This is a genomic window from Amycolatopsis jejuensis, assembly GCF_000717335.1.
GTDB classification, from domain to species: Bacteria; Actinomycetota; Actinomycetes; order Mycobacteriales; family Pseudonocardiaceae; genus Amycolatopsis; species Amycolatopsis jejuensis.
The window spans coordinates 32,437-49,902 of sequence record NZ_JNYZ01000050.1; the positions used below are offsets into that span (position 1 = coordinate 32,437).

Here is a 17,466-nt window from a genome sequence, read left to right on the forward strand (position 1 = left end):
GCGAGCGCGACCGTGGCGACCCCACTGCCGATCCCGGGAAGGAGCAGGTGCTCCCCCGGTGGAGCCCGCCGCGGGTGAACAGCGCGCGGTACGCGGTGAGCCCTGCCAGGGGCAAGGCGGCGGCCTCGGCCCAGCTGAGATGCGCGGGTTTGGGGACGACGTTTCCTATCGGGACGACTACGTACTGCGCAAGCGTGCCGTCGGTGGGGACGCCGAGGATGGCGGGAGTGTCGGGAATTGGGGTGGGTTCGGGCCATCCCAGGGAGGGGTTGATGATGACCTCGTCCCCGATGGCGGGTTCTGCCACTGGTACCGGGAATGCAGGCGGTTCGGCGGCTGTCGCTGGTGCAGCTGGTTCGGCGGCTGTCGCTCGCGCAGCCGGTTCGGTTGCTGCCGCTCGCGCAGCCGGTTCGGCGGCTGTCGCCGGTACAGCCGGTTCGGTTGCCGCCGCTCGCGCAGCCGCTTCGGTTGCTGCCGCGGCCGGTTCGGTTACACCAGCGACCGCCGCGCCTGCCGCCGCTGAACCGGCAGCCACCCCGCCTGCAACCTCCGGCCGCTCTGCCGCGTCCGAACCGGACGCGGCCGCTCTGGCCCCCGCCTCATCTGCGACCTCCGGGCCTGCTGCTACCCCACCAGCCGCAGCCCCACCAGCCCCACCGACCGCCGTCCCAGCCTGCCCGGCACCGGCCCCACCGGGCATTGCCCGCTCGGCCGCCGCCGCACCAGATGGAGCCTGCTCGGCAGCCAATCCTGCCACCTCCGCCCCTTCAGCCTCCTCCCCGCCAGCCCCTCCGAAGACTGCCCCGCCGACCTCCGCGAAACCCGCCCCCGCGTCACCAGCCAGATCCGGCCCCACCGCGACCACCACCCCCGCCCCGTCGGAGCCCAGCACCACCGGCGCCTCCCCCGGCCCGCGGCCGCGCACCACGAACAGATCCCGATGGTTGAGCCCCGCCGCCTTCAGCGCGACCACCACCTCACCCGGCCCGGGCTCGGGCACCGCCACCTCGGCCACCCGTACCCCAGCCAGCCCCGGCTCTCCCCCATGCACCACGGCACGCATAGTTTTCCTTGTCACACCGCGAAGTTAACAGCCTCCTCCGCCCCCCACGCCCCGACGCGAACCCGGTCACACCACGGAATTTTCAGATCCTGAACCAGCCACCACCGCACCTCTTTTTCACTAAGTTAGTTTGAATCTATGAACAAACCGCTCACCCCCGCGGCACCGTTCGCCATCCTGGGCGCCGGATGCGTCATCGCGGGCGGTCTGGCCTCCGCCGCCATCGCCCCCGCGCCGACCCCGCACGGAGCGTGGGCGGTCGCGTACCTCGTCCTCGTCGCCGGGGTCGCCCAGGTCGGGCTGGGTATCGGGCAGGCGCTTCTCGCGCCGGGCCCACCGTCCACTCGCCTGATCGTCGCCCAGGTCGCCGCCTGGAACGCCGGGAACGCCGCGGTGCTCACCGGAACACTGACTGGAACCACCCCTGCCGTCGACATCGGCGGCGCGATCCTGGCCGGCGGCTTGACCCTCCTGATCCTCGGTACGAAAGGCACCGCCCGATCCCATCACTGGGTCCGCCACGGATTCCGGGCCCTGATCGTCGTACTCCTGGTCAGCATCCCGATCGGGCTCGTCCTCGCGCGGATCGGACCATCCTGAACCTCGCCCGCCGGCCTGATTTATACTAGTCTTCTAGTAAATACTCATCCCGGGAGGTTTCCGTGGACGGCTCATCCGACGTCTTCATCAGCGGTACCAGCACGGACCCGGCGATCCGGGCCGGTGCCGCCCTGCGCGCCGAGGCTGTCCGGATCCTCGCCGAGTACCGGCACAAGGCCGCCGTGGTCACCGAACTGGAGCTCGACGGAGCCGCCCGCGACGAGGCGTGCACCCGGCTGACCGATTTCGTGTCCGGCCACCTGCGCAGCTACCTCGCCGCCACCGACCGCGTCCTGCACACGACCGCGGCCGGTGCTCCCACGACCCGGCTGCTGGTCCGAGCGTTGCGCCAGCTGCAGAAAGCCGTCGAGCGGACCGTCGACGAACTGCTGCAGGCGGACACGTCCGGCCAGGTCAGCCATGCCGCGCAGGCGCTCGCTGCCGTGCTCGCCGCGTATCTGGACCTTGAGGCCACCGTGCTCCTGCCCGCGCTGGCCGAGCTTCCCGGCGCCGACGTCCCGGTCCTCGTCGACGACCTCCGCACCCTCCTCGGCGGCGGCGAACTGGACGCCCCTGATGTACTGGACGTCCGCGAAATCCCGCCCGGAACCCGGCATCCGCGCATTTTCGGCCGGTACGCGCGGCTCGCGCCCGGCGAATCGTTCACGCTGGTGAACAACCACGATCCCCAGCCGCTGCGGCGCGAATTCACCGCCACCCACGGGAGCGATTTCACCTGGGAGTACGTGGAATCCGGGCCGGAACGGTGGCAGGTCCGGATCGGCCGAGCGCGGATGTCGGCCTGACCTCCCATGACCACCACTCAGAGACCGGTGCCAGTCCGTGCGCATCCCGTGCGGGTGACCCCGAAAGGCGCGCAATTCCTGTCCCTGCTGCGCACGACCGACCCGAAAACGCTCGGCATCATGTACCTCGCCACGGCATTCGGTTTCTTCATCGCCGGTGGCGCAATGGCGCTGCTGCTGAGAACCGAACTCGCCCGGCCCGGCCTGCAATTCCTGTCGGCAGAACAATACAATCAGCTGTTCACCATGCACGGCACGGTGATGCTTCTCTTGTACGCTACCCCCAGTGTATTCGGCTTCGCCAATTTCGTGCTGCCGTTGCAAATCGGCGCACCGGACGTCGCATTTCCACGGCTCAACGCCTTGTCGTACTGGCTTTTCCTGTTCGGTGGCCTGATCGTCCTTTCCGGATTCCTCACCCCGGGCGGCGCCGCCGACTTCGGCTGGTTTGCCTACACTCCGCTGTCCGACGCCGTCCATTCCCCCGGCGTCGGCGCGGATTTGTGGATCACCGGGCTCCTCGTCGGCGGACTGGGCACCATTCTGGGCGCGGTGAACATGGTCACGACGGTGGCCTGTCTCCGCGCCCCCGGCATGACGATGTTCCGGATGCCGATCTTCACCTGGAACATCTTTGTCACGAGCGTTCTCGTGCTGGCCGTGTTCCCGCTGCTCACCGCCGCATTGTTCGGCCTGCTGGCCGACCGGCACCTCGGCGCGCACGTCTTCGACCCGGCCACCGGCGGCGCCATTCTGTGGCAGCATCTGTTCTGGTTCTTCGGTCATCCCGAGGTGTACATCGTCGCGCTGCCGTTTTTCGGGATCGTCACCGAAATCGTGCCGGTGTTCTCCCGGAAGCCACTTTTCGGGTACCAGGGAATGGTCTTCGCAACGGTCGCGATCTCCGGTCTTTCGATGGCAGTCTGGGCTCATCACATGTTCGCGACCGGCGCTGTGCTGCTGCCGTTCTTCTCTCTGCTGAGCTTCCTGATCGCCGTGCCGACCGGAATCAAGTTCTTCAACTGGATCGGTACCATGTGGAAGGGCCGGGTCTCATTCGAAACCCCCATGCTCTTCTCCCTCGACTTCATGGTCACCTTCCTTTTCGGCGGCCTGACCGGGGTATTGCTGGCCTCGCCCGCCATCGATTTCCACGTCACCGACACGTATTTCGTGGTCGCCCATTTCCATTACGTCCTGTTCGGCACCATCGTGTTCGCCACCTTCGCCGGAATCTACTTCTGGTTCCCCAAGATGACCGGCCGGATGCTCGACGAACGGCTCGGAAAACTGCACTTCTGGCTGACGTTCCTGGGTTTCCACACGACTTTCCTGGTCCAGCACTGGCTGGGCGCCGAAGGGATGCCCCGCCGCTATGCCGACTATCTGTCCTCCGACGGATTCACCGTCCTCAACACGATTTCGACCATCGGGTCCTACGTTCTCGGATTGTCGATGCTGCCATTCTTGTACAATGTGCTGAAGTCCTACCGCTACGGCGCCGTCGCCACCGTCGACGACCCGTGGGGTTTCGGCAACTCCCTCGAATGGGCCACCTCCTGCCCACCGCCACGGCACAATTTCCTGGAACTCCCCCGCATCCGCTCCGAACGACCGGCCTTCGAACTCCATTACCCGCACATGATCGACCGGATGCGCACGGAGAGCCACCACCGATTCCGCCGCCGACCCCGACAGATCGACCAGCACCCGCGCCCGTGAACACAGCGACAACCAACACTGTCGATCCCGTCAGCGACGGCTCCGGCGTTTCCCCGCGGCGGTCGGGGTCAAATGCGCCAAACACAATGACGGCTCGACGAACGGTTCCAGCCGCTCAGCCACCAGCGGTGCGCGTACCTCGGACAGCACACCGCGCATCAGCCCGAGGTGCAGCCCGCACACGACGTCCCGATTGTCCTCGGCCACCTCCCGGAACGGGCAATGCCGCAGCGGAATGACGGGCCGCGCCGGATCGGCGACCGCGTCCGGGGCAAAACCGGCGTCCGCGAGCACAGCGGACAGTCGCCGGATCCCCTCGGCAGCGTCGACGCGATGCGTCGGGGCCGGACGGTCCGCGAGATAGCGACCCCACGCCTCCCCCGCGGTTTCGGCCGCTTTCCCCGGCTCGGGCACGGAATCGGCAATCAACCCGGTGAGCATCTCGGCGAGCAGCCGGTAACTGCGCCGCCCGGCCGCCGGTTCCTCGGCACGGGCCGCATAAACCGTACGCGGACGCCCCGGCTGAGTCCGATCCTCGGCACGCCGCTCGGCGAGCCCGGACTCCACCAGGCCGTCCAGGTGGAACCGCGCAGTATTGGGATGCAACCCGACCCGCCCGGCGACGTCCTGCACCCCCACCGGCACGCCCGCGGCACGCAGCACTTCCAGCACCCGCTCGCGGCTCTCGCCAAGCACCCGGGGACCGGCCGGATCGGTCAGCGTCTGGTCGCTCATGACGGCCAGTTTAGCCGAGCCCACTAGGCTAAACTACCGCAACCGCCGGTTCGCCTCTCCCCGGCCACCGAGCCCTCCCGGCGCACGGGACGGAGCAGTCAAGCTGTCAATGAACCCCCGACCACCTTCTGATCACGCACCGCCTCCTGGCCCGGGACCTTCGAACACGACCGCCTGCCGACGACGAGGCGCGCTTGTCGAGCCGGAATCCCGGCAGTCGGCGCCCTGAGTGGGCCACGGTCTCAAGGCAATGCAGCGCGGGCCCACGATCGGAACCGCGCGCCGCCTTCGAACTCCAGATGATCGCTTCAACCATCCACACCCGCGCCCAACAGCACGGCAGCCCTGGCCGACCACCACGATCTCGCATCCAAGCGGAACCTTCGCTACCGCACCTCAACTCCGGTGAATGCGACGCAACCGCCCGGCCCCAACCTCAGCCACCCGGCCAGCCGCGCCACCCTCCAGGCGACGGCATCAAGTCACCCGCCCATGCCCAAAAACCTCACTCCCGCCGCACCGACCTCGGGGCACCGCACCGCAACCGCCCGCCCGAACCCGCGACCCACCACCGCGCCACAACCCCCCGACCAAACCCGCGACCCACCACCGCGCCGCAACCGCCTACCCAAACCCGCAGCCCCTACCGTGCCCGAATCTCCCACCCAAACTCGCGACCCCTACCGTGCCGGAATCTCCGGATGCGGCAACCCCGCCACCAGCGCCGTATCCACTCCCACCTCACCCAGCTTCGCCGCACCACCGGGACTGTCCAGCGGCGCATCCCGGCCCGGCAGTGTCTCGCTGAAGAAGCGGGCGTTGTCCTCCGCATAGATGCGCCACCGATCCGGCAGGTCGTCCTCGTAATAGATCGCCTCCACCGGGCACACCGGTTCGCATGCGCCGCAGTCCACGCATTCGTCCGGGTGGATGTACAGCGTGCGTTCGCCGACGTAGATGCAGTCCACCGGGCATTCGTCCACGCACGCCCGGTCCATCACGTCCACGCACGGCTCGGCGATCACATACGCCATGACCCGCTCCCTTCGGCTGGTTATTACCAATGTACTCGGTAAAACCCGGCTTCAGGAAGCTTTCCGGCCCGGGGCGGTCTCGCGCAGCAGCAGCGAGACCACGACCAGCAGGATGGGTGCCGCCGCGTACAGGAGGAGGGCCGTGGACAGGCTGTGCGTCGCGTCGGCAAGGGCGCCGCCTACCTGCGGGCCCAGCGCGCCGCCGAGAGTTTCGCCGACGGCGATCTGCAGGGCGAACGCCGTGGTCATCAAGGCGGGCGGGACGGATTCGCCGGGGACGACGTAGGTGATCAGCGTCAGCGAACCCCCGGCCATCAGACCCACGACCAGCGACACCATCAGCCAACCTGGCGTATGAGCGAAGAGGACGAAGAACAACGGCACCAAACCACTGCACACCGCAGCGATGAACAGCGCCGGGCGGCGGCCGAAGCGGTCCGAGACCGCCGGGGCCACCACGTTTCCCAGCGCGATGATGCCGCCGTACACGGTCAGCACCACCGTCGAGGTCGCGGGTGACAGGCCATTCGACGCGAGGAACACCGGCGCGAACGTGCCGAAGCCGATGTTCGCGCCGATGCAGACCACCGTGCCCACGAGCGCCAGCAGGACGTTCCGGTTCGCGACCACCACCCGGAAATCCCGGAGCCGGACCGGAGTCCGTTCCGCCGTGGTGTCCTCGCGCAGGAAGATGGCCACCAGCAGCGCTACCACCAGCCCCGGGACTGCGACCAGCGGAAACGCCTGCCGCCACCCCAGCACGGACGCCAGCCCGATCATGATGCTCGGCGCCAGCGCGCTCCCGATCACCAACGTACCGGCGATCACGATGCCGAGGTTCCGCCCCCGCCGCTCCGGCGACGACGCGCGTGCCACCACGCCCTGGATCAGCGGCAGCGCGGGTCCCTCCGCCAGGCCGATGAACGCACGGAGCAGCAGCATCTCCGGGTAGTCCCGCGCGAGCCCGACCAGGCCGACGGCGCACGAGAACAGCACGAGACTCGCGACGATCATCCACTTCGCCCGTCCGCCGAACCGGTCGGAGAGCACCGAAAACACGAGACTCGACACCGCCCAGGCGACCGCCGTGACCGAGACGAGCGACCCGAGCTGCTGGTTGTCGAGCGCCAGCTCGCGCCCGATGTCGGGGAACAGATACGTGATGCCGAACCGGTCGAGGAACACGATCCCGGCGCCGAAGAACATGATCGCGACGAGCGTGTTCTGCCGGGTGGCCCGGGCGACCGCCGGGTCTCGGCGGAAAATCCTGGTGACGGACAAAGGAAACTCCTCAGGACGATAGTGGACCAGTGACCCCCCGGTACCAGGTGCGTTACGCCCCACCGCAACCGCGCGGCGAAGCGGCGTACTACCAGCCCGCGCGCTTCACGGCCGCAGGGAACAGCTCCCACGCCCGCCGGCCCACGTCAGCCGCCTGCGCCGAGGACAACACGCCGCAAGTCTCGAGGCTTTTCCGGTTCTCCTCGGCAGTTTCCTCTGTCGTGCAAGGAGCTCCCCAGTCACTGCCGTAGACCAAGCGGTCTGCACCTACCGTTTCCAGTGCCGGTGCCAGCGCATGCACCGTCGCCGTCGCAGCCGTGTCCAGGTAGAGCCCCGAGACCTGCTCATCCACCTCCTTGGCGGTAATTCCCTGCGGTACCCACGACTCATCACCCAGCATCCGAAGCCGACCGGTCAACGCGGGGAAAGCGCCGCCGCAATGAGCAATCACGAAAGTGATATCCGGATAGCGCGTGAACAGTTTCCGGAAGATCATGTCGAATACCGTCCGCGCAGTATCGAACGCCACCTCATACAGCGGCACCGGATGATCGAGGACCGCCGGACGCCGGGGGTCGGGATGGACGAAAACGACAGCACCTTCCCGGTCCAAATGTGCCCACAACGGCGCCAGCGCCTCATGTCCCAAGTGGACCCCGCGATAGTTCGTGACAACAGCAAACCCATCCGCATGCAATTCCTTCCGGGCGCGGATGGCCTCGGCGATGGCGGCGGACGCGTCATCCGTGGGCAATGCGGCCAGCAGGCCGAACCGGGACGGATGGTCGGACACCAGCGTTGCGCCGTAATCGTTCGAGACACGGATGTCGTCGGCGCCGCCTGGGATGTTGCTCAGCATTTGCATTGCCGTACCCGACTGGTCCAGATAGGCCAGCGTCCGGTCGAGCGACCATTCGAAAGGTTCCCGGAAATAGATTCCTTTACCCAGGGCAGCCTGCCAGTCCCGGGCTCGCCGTTCCTCGCTGACCGGTAGTGTGAAATGCGCATGGATGTCGAGCACCGTCAACCCTCCCTCAGAACAGCCGCAAGCCTTCTTCGATTTCCGAAAGCGGGCTCTGCGCCAGGAACGGAGCCAGGGCGTCCCGAGCCTGCGCCGGCGTCAGCAGAGCCGACGCGTCCACCTCGTCCACCTGCCAGCTTCCCGTGTCGTCGTAGACGAACTCCCCCACCAGCCGTCCGTCGCGGTACGGCCATGCGGCCGCGAAACGGTGCGAGACCTGGTAAATACCTTCGGGGTCGACGCCCTCGTCCGCGAGCATCGGATCAGCTCCCCGGACGACCTGGGCAAAAACGGACTCGATGAAAATGCCGTAGTCCGAAACGGCGACTTCCTCCTCCAGCGCACCGAATACGTTCGCCCCGCGCGACGTCAGGTCGTCGTACAGCGCCCGCACCTCGGCCATTCCGTCGCACACCTGGGTCCGGCCGCGTTCAGTGAGCCGGTACAGCGGGTTTTCGACCGTCATCGAAGGAACGAGAATATCCTCCCACAAACCGGAAACCTCGAGCAATGCATGCCGCCGGTAGTTCTTCAGCACGTGCCGGTGTTTCGGATTCTCCACCACCGCCAGTGCCGCATCGACCCCGGCCGGGACATCCCGCACCTCGAAAACCTTCACCTTGTCTCTCCTTCCGAAAAACCGTAATGCGGATCAGCCGCAACATCGATGTCCAGCAGCAGCGGGCTTTCCCGCGCAGCCAGCTCCGGGAGAACCTCTTCACACACCCGCACCAATTCGCCGTACGAGGTGATCCGCCGGGAAGGGCAACCGAATCCGGCGGCAATGGTGGACAGCCGCAGCTCACCGAATCCCGGCCACGGCGCCTTCCCTCGGCCCGAGCTTTCCACCAGACGGTCCATGATTGCGTACCCGCCATTGGAAAGCACCACGAACAACACGCCTGCCTGATAATGTGCCGCGCTCCACAATCCCTGAATGCCATACACCGACGAACCGTCGCCGAGGACCGCAATCACCGGCCGCTGCGGAGCGCCCAGCTTCACCCCGACCGCGGCGGGGAGCCCGAAGCCCAACCCACCCGCGGCCGCACTCAAGAACCCCAGCGGCGCTTTCGCCGGTATCCGGCAATGCAGCTCCGGACGGCTCGACGGCGTCTCTTCCACCAGCACCGCGTCGGACGGCAGCAGCCGGGCCAGCAGGTCGAAGACGTGCGCAGGCCGCATCGGCTCGTCAGCACTCGGCAACTCCGCCGGGGCAACCCTGGCCGGAGCCGCCCACTGAGCCGAGGGCGAGGGCAGCCGCGCAGCTACCCCCGAGCACACCGCCCCGGGGTCGGCAATCACCGACAGGTCCGCCACACTCCGGTGCGCCTCGTCCGGATACTGCGTCACCTGCACCACGAACGCGCCGTCCGGCACCAGATCCCCGGCCTCCCGCGGGTACTGGCGAAACACCGGGGCGCCGACGGCCAGCACCAAATCGTGCCCAGCCAGCACGGCCCGCAACGCCACCCGCCCGGGTGGCAGATGCCCGGCGAACGCCGGATGGTCCTGCGGGAACCCGGCCCGCGCGCCGAACGGCTCCTGCCACACCGGCCCGCCCAGCTTCTCGGCGAGTTCGGTCACCGCTTCCCAGGCATCGTCCGCACCGGCGCCCGTGACGAGCACCGGATGCTGCGCCGACCCGGCCAGCGACGCCAGCCGGTCGAGCACGGCCGGGTCGACCGCCGCCGGGCGCACGACGGAAAGGGGCGCAGCATGACGCGTCACCTCGGCCGGGGCATCCCAGTCGTCCATCGGTACGACCACCAGTGCCGGGCCGCCCGCCGTCACCGCCTCGTGGTGTGCCCGGGCCACCGCGCCGGGGACCTCCTGCGGTCGCGCGGGCTGGTGCGTCCACACGGGATAGTCGCCGGCCAGACCTTCCAGCGACCCCGCGAGAAACGGGTCGTGCGCCAAGTGCCGCCGATCCTGCTGCCCGACGACAACCACGAGCGGCACCCGGTTCGCCCGCGCGGTCGCCAGCGCGCCGACGGCATTGCCGAGCCCGGCGGTCGTGTGCAGGCTCACCAATGCGGGCCGCCGCTGCGCAATCGCCCAGCCCGTGGCCATGCCGACCACCGCGCCCTCGTGCAAAGCCAGCCGGAAGGTGAGATCGTCGGGCAGCCCGGCCAGGAAAGAAATCTCCGTCGACCCGGGATTGCCGAAGAAATGAGTCATCCCTAGGCGGCGCACCACGTCGAAAACAGCGTCGCGAACAGTGGCCACGGTCAGTCCTTTACGGTCGCAGAAACGGAAGGCACGGCAATCACCAAAGCCGCGGCGAGAATTGCCGGGAAGGCGAAGGCGTAGAAGTTCCACTGTGGACTCAGCAATCCGGTCTGCACCGCGGTCACGATCAAGCCGCCCAGTGCCGGGCCGAGGATCGCGCCCACCCGCCCGACCGCCAGCGCCCAGCCGAGCGCCGTCGCCCGCGCCGCCGGTGGGTAGTACCCGCCGACGAACGCGTTGACCAGGGTTTGACTGTTCGCCCCGAACCCCGCCACCGCGGCCAGGATCAGCAACAACACCGGCGACGGATGCGCGGCGAAAAGCACCACCGAACCTGCCGCGACCACGAACGCGCCGACCAGCACGGTACGCTCGCCGACCCGGTCGGCCAGCGCGGCCGCACCGATCACACCGATTACCGCGCCGACGTTGAAGACGAGCAGGAAGGTCAGCGACGAAGCCATCGAATAGCCCGAACGCCGCATCAGTTCGGGCAGCCAGGTATTGAGGCCGTATACGAGCAGCAATCCGAGCAAGGACATGAGCCAGAACAACAGCGTCGCGACCAGATACCGGCGGGTGAACAACAGCCGGATCGACTCGAACCGCTTGGTTCGGACCTCTCGGGCGGACAGGAATGCTTTCGATTCCGGCAACAGCCAATAAGCCAGCGGCAGAATCAGCACGAGCGGTGCGGCACCGAAGAAGAACATGATCCGGAATCCGCCCACCGGCAATGCGACGAGCGCGAGCAACGCCGCCAGCACACCCCCGGCGGAATAGCCGGAAAACATGATCGCGTTGTACAGCTGACGCCGTCCGGGCGGCGCGTGCTCGATCGTCAGCGCAATGGCCGTCGGCACCACCCCGCCGAGCCCGAGACCGGTGACGAAGCGCAGGATGCCGAAGGTCAGCGGGTCCGGCGCGAGCCCGGTGAGCGGCATCGCCACGGAGAACCAGACGAGGCACAGCAGCATGATCCGGCGGCGGCCGGCGAGGTCGGTGAGCGTGCCCACGACGAGTGCGCCGATCAGCATGCCGACCAGCGCGAGGCTGCCGATCCGGCCGATTTCCGCGGCATTCAGGTGCCACGGTTCGTAATGCAGCAGACTCGGCACGACGGCGCCGAAGGTGATCAGATCATAGCCGTCGAAAATCACGGTCGCGCAGCAGATCGCAAGGACCCATCGCGCGGATCGGGCTTCCGGGAACGCCATTGTTCACTCCTGGGACGAAAGGTCAGAACGGATAGGCACGCGGCCCGGTCTGCACGGTGATCCACCGCAGTTCGGTGAATTCCTCCAGTGCCGCCCGGGATCCGAACCGGCCCCAGCCGCTCGCGCCGACACCGCCGAAGGGCATCTGCGGTTCATCGTGGACAGTCGCGCCGTTCAGATGGCAGATCCCCGACCGGATCCGCCGGGCGAGCGCCAGCGCCGCCGCGGTGTCCCGGCTGAAAATCGCCGCCGACAACCCGTATTCGGTGTCATTGGCAATTTCCACCGCGTCGTCGGCACCGTCCGCGGAAATGATCGACACCACCGGACCGAACGATTCCTCGCGATAGATCCGCATGTCCGGCGTCACTCCCTTGAGGACGGTCGGCCGGACGTAAAGCCCTTCTGCAGTACCGCCCGTGAGGACCTCCGCACCACGCGCCCGGGCGTCGTCGATCAACGCGAGCACGGTGTCGCGCGCGGCAGCGTGCACCATTGGCCCGATCTGCGTGGCCGGATCGTCCGGCGAACCCACGACCAGCGCCGCGACCCGGGAACTCACCCGCGCCGCCAGGTCGTCCACAATGGAGCGATCGGCGACGATTCGTTCCGTGGACATGCAGACCTGGCCCTGGTTGAGGAACCCGCCGAACACCGCCGCCTCCGCAGCCGCATCCAGGTCCGCGTCGGCAAGGACCAGCAACGGTGCCTTCCCGCCCAGTTCGAGCACTGGCCGCGTGAGATGCCGCCCGGCCAGCTCGGCGATGACGCGCCCGACCCGGGTCGACCCGGTGAAGTTCACCCGGGTCACCGCCGGATGCGCGATCAGCGCCTCGACCACCGCGGGCGCGTCTTCCGGAGCGTTGCTGATCAGGTTCACCGCGCCGTCCGGAGCACCGGCGAGATGCAGGATCTCGATGATCGCGGCCTGAGTGCACGGCACCTGTTCGGACGCCTTCAGCACCACGGTGTTCCCGTACGCCAGCGGCATCGCGATGGCCCGCACGCCGAGGATCAGCGGCGCATTCCACGGCGCGATCCCGGCGACCACCCCGGCCGGTTCACGCACAGCCAGCGCGGTGAGCCCGGGCACGTCCGACGGGATCACCTCACCCACCGCGGAGTACGCCTGCGCGGCCGCCTCCGCCAGCATGCCCTGCGCCACGGACACGTTGAACTCGCACCACGGCCGCGCCGCGCCCATTTCCAGCCGCATCAAAGCCGCGAGTTCCCCGGCCCGTTCGGCGAAAAGCGACGAAGCCCGCTGCAGCACTCCCCGCCGCCGCGCCGGTGGCCACCCGGCCCACGTCTCCAGCGCGCGTCCGGCCGCTTCGGCCGCCAGCCGCACGTCACCGGGCGACGCTGCCGCGACCTCGGCGATCGGCTCGCCGGTCAGGGCGGACCTGGTGACGATCGTGCGACCGGGCGAGGCCGCGGTCCACCGGCCGCCGATGAACAGCTCGCTCCGGCGAGCGGGCTTCTCGTCGAGGTTGGTCACCGATTCTCCTTCTGGGACAGGACTTCGAGTCTGTGCCGCGACGCGGGTGCCCACAACGGCATCGTTCATTGAGCGGACAGAAACCGGCTCTCGTCCGGGTCGTAGTCGTAGATCCAGCCGTTCGCGACCAGCGGGTCGTGCTCGGCGAACTCCCGGTCGCGCGCCTGCTGGCCGGGACCGTCGGGCAGGTGGTTCAGGTGCGCCCGCCCGTGGCTCACCTCCTGCAGCCGCGTTGTCCGCGGTACCCGCAGTTCCTCGTACCTCCGCAGCGCCCGCACCGGATCGCCGGGATCGTCTGCCAGGCACCGGGCGACCACGGCCGCGTCCTCGATCGCCTGCGCGGCGCCTTGCGCGAAGAACGGGAACATCGGATGGGCAGCGTCGCCCAGCAACGTCACCGGCCCGCGCGACCAGTTCGGAAGGGGGGCCCGGTCGAGAAGCGCCCACCGGCCGGGCGTTTCCGCTGCCCGGATCAGGTCGACCAGCCGGGGGTCCCAGCCGTCGAACTCCCGCAGGAATTCCTCGACACTCGCCCGCGCCGTCCACGACTCCACCGATTCGTCCCCCGCGGGTGCGAAGGCGACCAGATTCACGTACCGACCGGCGGAAATGGGATAGTGCACGAGGTGATGCCCGGGGCCGAGCCACAGCGTCTGCGCCCGGCGCCGCGCGAACGCGGGCGCGTCCCCGGCCGGTACCAATGCCCGGAACGCGCACAGTCCAGAGTAGACAGCCGCCTGTGGTTCGGTGATCGTCCCGCGGACCACCGAATGGACGCCGTCCGCGCCGATGACGACGTCCGCCTCCACCACGTCGCCGTCCGCGAATCGCAGCAACGGCCGTCCTTTTCGTTCCTCGAGGGCGATACACCGCTTGCCCAGCCGGATCGTCGGGACCGCATTTTCCAGCGCAGCAAGGAGATCAGCGCGATGGACGGTGTACGTGTGCTCGCCGTAGAGCCGCTCGCACGACGATTCCAGGTCCTCCGCCGACAGGATCGAGCCGTCCCGCCAGCGGCGGAACTCCCACCCGACCTCCAGCCGGACTGCCTGGCGCAGCAAGGGTTCCAGCACTCCGAGACGGCGGAGGAGACGCGCGGCGTTGGGGGCCACCACCAGTCCAGCGCCGACCTCGGTCAGCTGCCCGGCCTGCTCGTAGACGGTGGCCGCCAGCCCCGCGCGGTGCAGCGCGGCCGCGGTGGCGAGGCCGCCGATCCCGGCGCCGAGGATCGCGATCTCCGGGGTACTGCGCTTCGGTGCCAGCATGTCCTCTCGACTCCCGCCGTCGTTCGTTCCGTGTGCTGCGTCATGCTGCCCCGGCGCGACCCGCGGAAGGTCCGCACTGGCCGTCCAATGAACATCGGAGCTACCCTCGGCAGCGACGAAAAGGGAGTCGACGATGCCCCGCACGAGCGAACCCGGCCGGAGCGTGAGCTCCCGGCTGCTGGAAGTCCTGTTCGCCTTCCAGCCCGAGCAGAACGCGTTGAGCCTGGCCGATCTGGTACGCCGCACCGGGCTTCCGCACGCGACGGTGCGCCGGCTGGCCATCGAGCTCACCGAGGCGGGTGCGCTGGCCCGGCAGCACGACGGCCGGTTCACCATCGGGCTGCGGCTGTGGCAGCTCGGCACCCTCGCGCCGCTCACCGAGGAGCTGCGGAGCAAGGCGCAGCCGTTCATGGAGGACCTCTACACCGCACTGCGCCAGCACGTTCAGCTCGCCGTTCTCGAAGGCACCGACGCCGTGGTCATCGAGCGGCTTTCCGGCCCCACCGCGCCGGAACTCGTCTCCCAGGTCGGCGGACGCCTGCCCCTGCACTGCTCCGGTGTCGGCAAGGTACTGCTCGCGCACGGCGGCAGCGAGCTGATCGACCAGGTGCTGTCCGGACGCCTGGTCCGGCACACCGCGCGCACCGTCGTCGACCCGAAAACCCTGCGCGATCAGCTCGCCGAATGCCGCCGCACCGGCACCGCGGACGTCCGGGGCGAGCTCACCGAGACCGCCGACTCGATCGCGACCCGGATCGTCGACGGTTCCGGCACCGTGGTGGCCGCGCTGTCGGTCGTCGTGCGCACCGGTTCGGTGAAACGCCAGGCCGCGCTGCCGTCGCTCATCGCGAGCGGTCTCGGCATTTCCCGGCTGCTCGGCTGGCGGCCGGGGACCAAGGTGGTCCATTGAACGAACATCCGGCGCATCACTTTACCGGGAACGCCGACAATCGGCGACCATGGCCGATCACGAACTGTTCACCGAGAACCGCTCCGCCGAGGTGGTCGCGGCAAGCTTCGCCGACACCCCGGACACCCGGCTCCGCGGGATCCTGACGTCACTGGTGCGGCACCTGCACGATTTCGTCAAGGACGTCGAGCTGACCACGGACGAATGGGCGGCAGCGATCGGCTTCCTCACCGAAACCGGTCAGACCTGCACCGACACCCGCCAGGAGTTCATCCTGCTCTCCGATGTGCTCGGGGTGTCGATGCTTGTCGAAACGATCAACAACCGGGCGGGCGGCCAGTTCACCGAATCCACTGTCGAAGGCCCGTTCCACGTCGTCGACTCACCGCCGCGGGAGCTCGGCGCCGACATCGCCGAGGACGGCAAAGGCACCCCGTGCCTCGTCACCGGCAGCGTGACCGGCCCGGACGGACAGCCGATCCCCGGCGCGTCGGTCGACGTGTGGCAGGCCAACGACGAGGGCTTCTACGACGTCCAGCAGCCCGACGTGCAGCCGCTGCGGAACCTGCGCGGCCTCTTCACCACCGACGACACCGGACAGTTCCGGTTCCGCTCGATCATCCCCCGCTACTACCCGATCCCGGCCGACGGCCCGGTCGGCCGCCTGCTCAAGGCGACCTCCCGGCACCCCAACCGGCCCGCGCACATCCACTTCGAGGTCTCCGCACCCGGGTATCGCACGGTGACCACGCACCTGTTCGTCGCGGACACTCCGTACCTCGATTCCGACGCGGTGTTCGGCGTGAAGTCCAGCCTGGTCCGCGAATTCCCGAGGGTGGACGACCCGGCGCGCGCCGCCGAGGCCGGGCTTCCCAATCCATTTCGGACTGTCCACTTCGACGTCGTCCTCGGCAAATGATCGCCCCCTTCACCTACCATGCCCCGCCGATGCGAGTCCACTTCGGACCCGGTGTCGTCGCAAGGCTGTCCGACGAGCTCACCGACCTCGGCCTCCGTCGTGCCCTGGTGCTCTGCTCCCTCGAACAAGTCCACACTGGACAGACGATTGCCCAGGCGCTGGGCGAACGTTCGGCCGGAGTACTGGCCGAGGCCCGCATGCACGTCCCGGTCGAAATCGCGCAGCTGGCCCGCGACCGCGCTGCCGAGCTCGGGGCCGACAGCTGCGTCGCGGTCGGCGGTGGGTCCGCCATCGGGCTGGGCAAAGCCATTGCGCTCAAGCACGATCTCCCGATACTTGCGGTCCCCACCACCTATGCCGGTTCCGAGATGACGCCGGTGTGGGGCCTCACCGAGGACGGCCGGAAGCGCACCGGCCGCGATCCACGGGTACGCCCGGTCAGCGTGCTCTACGACCCGGAACTCACCCTCTCCCTCCCGATTCCGCTCTCCCTCACCAGCGGGTTCAACGCCGTCGCGCACGCCGTCGAAGCCCTCTACGCACCCGACCGGTCACCGATTGTCTCGCTGATGGCCGAAGAAGCCGCGCGCGCGATGATCGAAGCGCTACCCGAAGTGGCCGCAGACGGGTCCAATGTGGATGCTCGAAGCAAAGCCCTCTACGCATCCTGGCTCTGCGGCGCCTGCCTCGGCGCGACCACGATGTCATTGCACCACAAGCTATGTCACGTCCTAGGCGGCACGCTGGGCCTTCCGCACGCGCCCACTCACGCGGTGGTGCTCCCGCATGTCCTTGCCTACAACCAGAAATCCGCGCCGGAGGCGATCCGAGCCCTGTCCCGGGCGTGGGAATGCAGCGATCCGGCCGGACGGCTCTGGGAAACCGCGGGCCTGCTCGGCCTGCCCCGTTCGCTCGGTGAACTCGGCATGGCGGAGTCCGATGTGGACCGCGTGACGGCGGAAGTGATTGCCGACCCGTACGCCAATCCGGCCCCGGTCACCCGAGATGGAGTGGAAGCACTGCTGCACGAAGCCTGGGCTGGACGTCCGCCGATCACCTGATCGCGCGCTGCGGGTTCCCGGCCGTTCCGCAATGGACACGGCCCCGAATCGAAAACGCACGGTCCATCCATTGAACACCTCGGTTGAGGGCCCCACCGGCAA

15 protein-coding genes and 1 pseudogene are annotated in these 17,466 nt (G+C 68.4%); 6 read left to right on the forward strand and 10 right to left on the reverse strand.

All coding sequences use genetic code 11. From position 1 onward, the window contains the following. Positions 1-841: 841 nt before the first annotated feature. Positions 842-1,063: pseudogene (locus OO71_RS49720) on the reverse strand (alcohol dehydrogenase catalytic domain-containing protein); the annotation flags it as partial. A 138-nt stretch (positions 1,064-1,201) separates the two neighbouring features. On the opposite strand from OO71_RS49720, the gene OO71_RS42940 reads away from it, so the two are divergent. From OO71_RS42940 to ctaD, 3 genes are all read left to right on the forward strand, one after another. Continuing rightward, the gene (locus OO71_RS42940; RefSeq protein WP_033295844.1) at positions 1,202-1,663 is read left to right on the forward strand and encodes a hypothetical protein; all 462 of its coding nucleotides are present in this window, start codon (positions 1,202-1,204) and stop codon (positions 1,661-1,663) included. Positions 1,664-1,725: 62 nt separating this feature from the next. Next, positions 1,726-2,469 carry a DUF2249 domain-containing protein gene (locus OO71_RS42945; RefSeq protein WP_033295845.1) on the forward strand — a complete coding sequence of 248 codons (744 nt, stop codon included), beginning with the start codon at positions 1,726-1,728 and terminating at the stop codon, positions 2,467-2,469. A 6-nt stretch (positions 2,470-2,475) separates the two neighbouring features. Continuing rightward, positions 2,476-4,191 (forward strand): aa3-type cytochrome oxidase subunit I, encoded by a 1,716-nt coding sequence (ctaD, locus tag OO71_RS42950; RefSeq protein WP_051793085.1) that lies wholly within the window; start codon positions 2,476-2,478, stop codon positions 4,189-4,191. A 30-nt stretch (positions 4,192-4,221) separates the two neighbouring features. Here ctaD and OO71_RS42955 read toward each other — a convergent pair whose 3' ends face one another. From OO71_RS42955 to OO71_RS42995, 9 genes are all read right to left on the reverse strand, one after another. Beyond that, positions 4,222-4,926, reverse strand: a complete 705-nt coding sequence (locus OO71_RS42955; RefSeq protein ID WP_033295846.1) for a helix-turn-helix transcriptional regulator — start codon at positions 4,924-4,926, stop codon at positions 4,222-4,224. A 680-nt stretch (positions 4,927-5,606) separates the two neighbouring features. Beyond that, on the reverse strand, positions 5,607-5,960 hold the full coding sequence (gene fdxA, locus OO71_RS42960) for a ferredoxin (RefSeq protein WP_033295847.1): 354 nt from the start codon (positions 5,958-5,960) through the stop codon (positions 5,607-5,609). 51 nt (positions 5,961-6,011) lie between these two features. Next, the gene (locus OO71_RS42965) at positions 6,012-7,241 is read right to left on the reverse strand and encodes an MFS transporter (protein ID WP_033295848.1); all 1,230 of its coding nucleotides are present in this window, start codon (positions 7,239-7,241) and stop codon (positions 6,012-6,014) included. An 88-nt stretch (positions 7,242-7,329) separates the two neighbouring features. Beyond that, a complete protein-coding gene (locus OO71_RS42970) occupies positions 7,330-8,262 on the reverse strand; it encodes an amidohydrolase family protein (RefSeq protein WP_245633966.1) in 933 nt (310 codons plus the stop codon). A 13-nt stretch (positions 8,263-8,275) separates the two neighbouring features. Further along, positions 8,276-8,881: a hypothetical protein gene (locus OO71_RS42975; RefSeq protein WP_033295850.1), complete on the reverse strand. Its 606-nt coding sequence runs from the start codon at positions 8,879-8,881 to the stop codon at positions 8,276-8,278. Then, positions 8,878-10,491, reverse strand: coding sequence for a thiamine pyrophosphate-dependent enzyme (locus OO71_RS42980; RefSeq protein WP_033295851.1), 1,614 nt, complete (start codon positions 10,489-10,491; stop codon positions 8,878-8,880). Before OO71_RS42980 ends, OO71_RS42975 begins: the two co-directional genes overlap by 4 nt. 2 nt (positions 10,492-10,493) lie before the next feature. Then, complete coding sequence (locus OO71_RS42985) at positions 10,494-11,711, reverse strand: MFS transporter (protein ID WP_033295852.1); 1,218 nt, start codon at positions 11,709-11,711, stop codon at positions 10,494-10,496. A 22-nt stretch (positions 11,712-11,733) separates the two neighbouring features. Further along, the gene (locus OO71_RS42990; RefSeq protein ID WP_033295853.1) at positions 11,734-13,209 is read right to left on the reverse strand and encodes an aldehyde dehydrogenase family protein; all 1,476 of its coding nucleotides are present in this window, start codon (positions 13,207-13,209) and stop codon (positions 11,734-11,736) included. Positions 13,210-13,274: 65 nt separating this feature from the next. Continuing rightward, positions 13,275-14,474, reverse strand: coding sequence for an FAD-dependent monooxygenase (locus OO71_RS42995; protein ID WP_033295854.1), 1,200 nt, complete (start codon positions 14,472-14,474; stop codon positions 13,275-13,277). 133 nt (positions 14,475-14,607) lie between these two features. On the opposite strand from OO71_RS42995, the gene OO71_RS43000 reads away from it, so the two are divergent. The 3 genes from OO71_RS43000 to OO71_RS43010 are packed head-to-tail and all read left to right on the forward strand — an operon-like array spanning position 14,608 to position 17,364. Continuing rightward, positions 14,608-15,384 carry an IclR family transcriptional regulator gene (locus OO71_RS43000; RefSeq protein ID WP_033295855.1) on the forward strand — a complete coding sequence of 259 codons (777 nt, stop codon included), beginning with the start codon at positions 14,608-14,610 and terminating at the stop codon, positions 15,382-15,384. Between the two features lie 49 nt (positions 15,385-15,433). Beyond that, positions 15,434-16,303, forward strand: coding sequence for an intradiol ring-cleavage dioxygenase (locus OO71_RS43005; RefSeq protein WP_033295856.1), 870 nt, complete (start codon positions 15,434-15,436; stop codon positions 16,301-16,303). Positions 16,304-16,332: 29 nt separating this feature from the next. Further along, a complete protein-coding gene (locus tag OO71_RS43010) occupies positions 16,333-17,364 on the forward strand; it encodes a maleylacetate reductase (RefSeq protein WP_245633964.1) in 1,032 nt (343 codons plus the stop codon). Positions 17,365-17,466: the final 102 nt, after the last annotated feature.

What these genes read in the sequence shown, in the direction of transcription:
- fdxA (WP_033295847.1), bottom strand. Translation starts at nt 5,960, where the DNA reads ATGGCGTATGTGATCGCCGAGCCGTGCGTGGACGTGATGGACCGGGCG.
- OO71_RS43005 (WP_033295856.1), top strand. Translation starts at nt 15,434, where the DNA reads ATGGCCGATCACGAACTGTTCACCGAGAACCGCTCCGCCGAGGTGGTC.
- OO71_RS42985 (WP_033295852.1), bottom strand. Translation starts at nt 11,711, where the DNA reads ATGGCGTTCCCGGAAGCCCGATCCGCGCGATGGGTCCTTGCGATCTGC.
- ctaD (WP_051793085.1), top strand. Translation starts at nt 2,476, where the DNA reads ATGACCACCACTCAGAGACCGGTGCCAGTCCGTGCGCATCCCGTGCGG.
- OO71_RS43010 (WP_245633964.1), top strand. Translation starts at nt 16,333, where the DNA reads ATGCGAGTCCACTTCGGACCCGGTGTCGTCGCAAGGCTGTCCGACGAG.
- OO71_RS43000 (WP_033295855.1), top strand. Translation starts at nt 14,608, where the DNA reads ATGCCCCGCACGAGCGAACCCGGCCGGAGCGTGAGCTCCCGGCTGCTG.
- OO71_RS42995 (WP_033295854.1), bottom strand. Translation starts at nt 14,474, where the DNA reads ATGCTGGCACCGAAGCGCAGTACCCCGGAGATCGCGATCCTCGGCGCC.
- OO71_RS42955 (WP_033295846.1), bottom strand. Translation starts at nt 4,926, where the DNA reads ATGAGCGACCAGACGCTGACCGATCCGGCCGGTCCCCGGGTGCTTGGC.
- OO71_RS42940 (WP_033295844.1), top strand. Translation starts at nt 1,202, where the DNA reads ATGAACAAACCGCTCACCCCCGCGGCACCGTTCGCCATCCTGGGCGCC.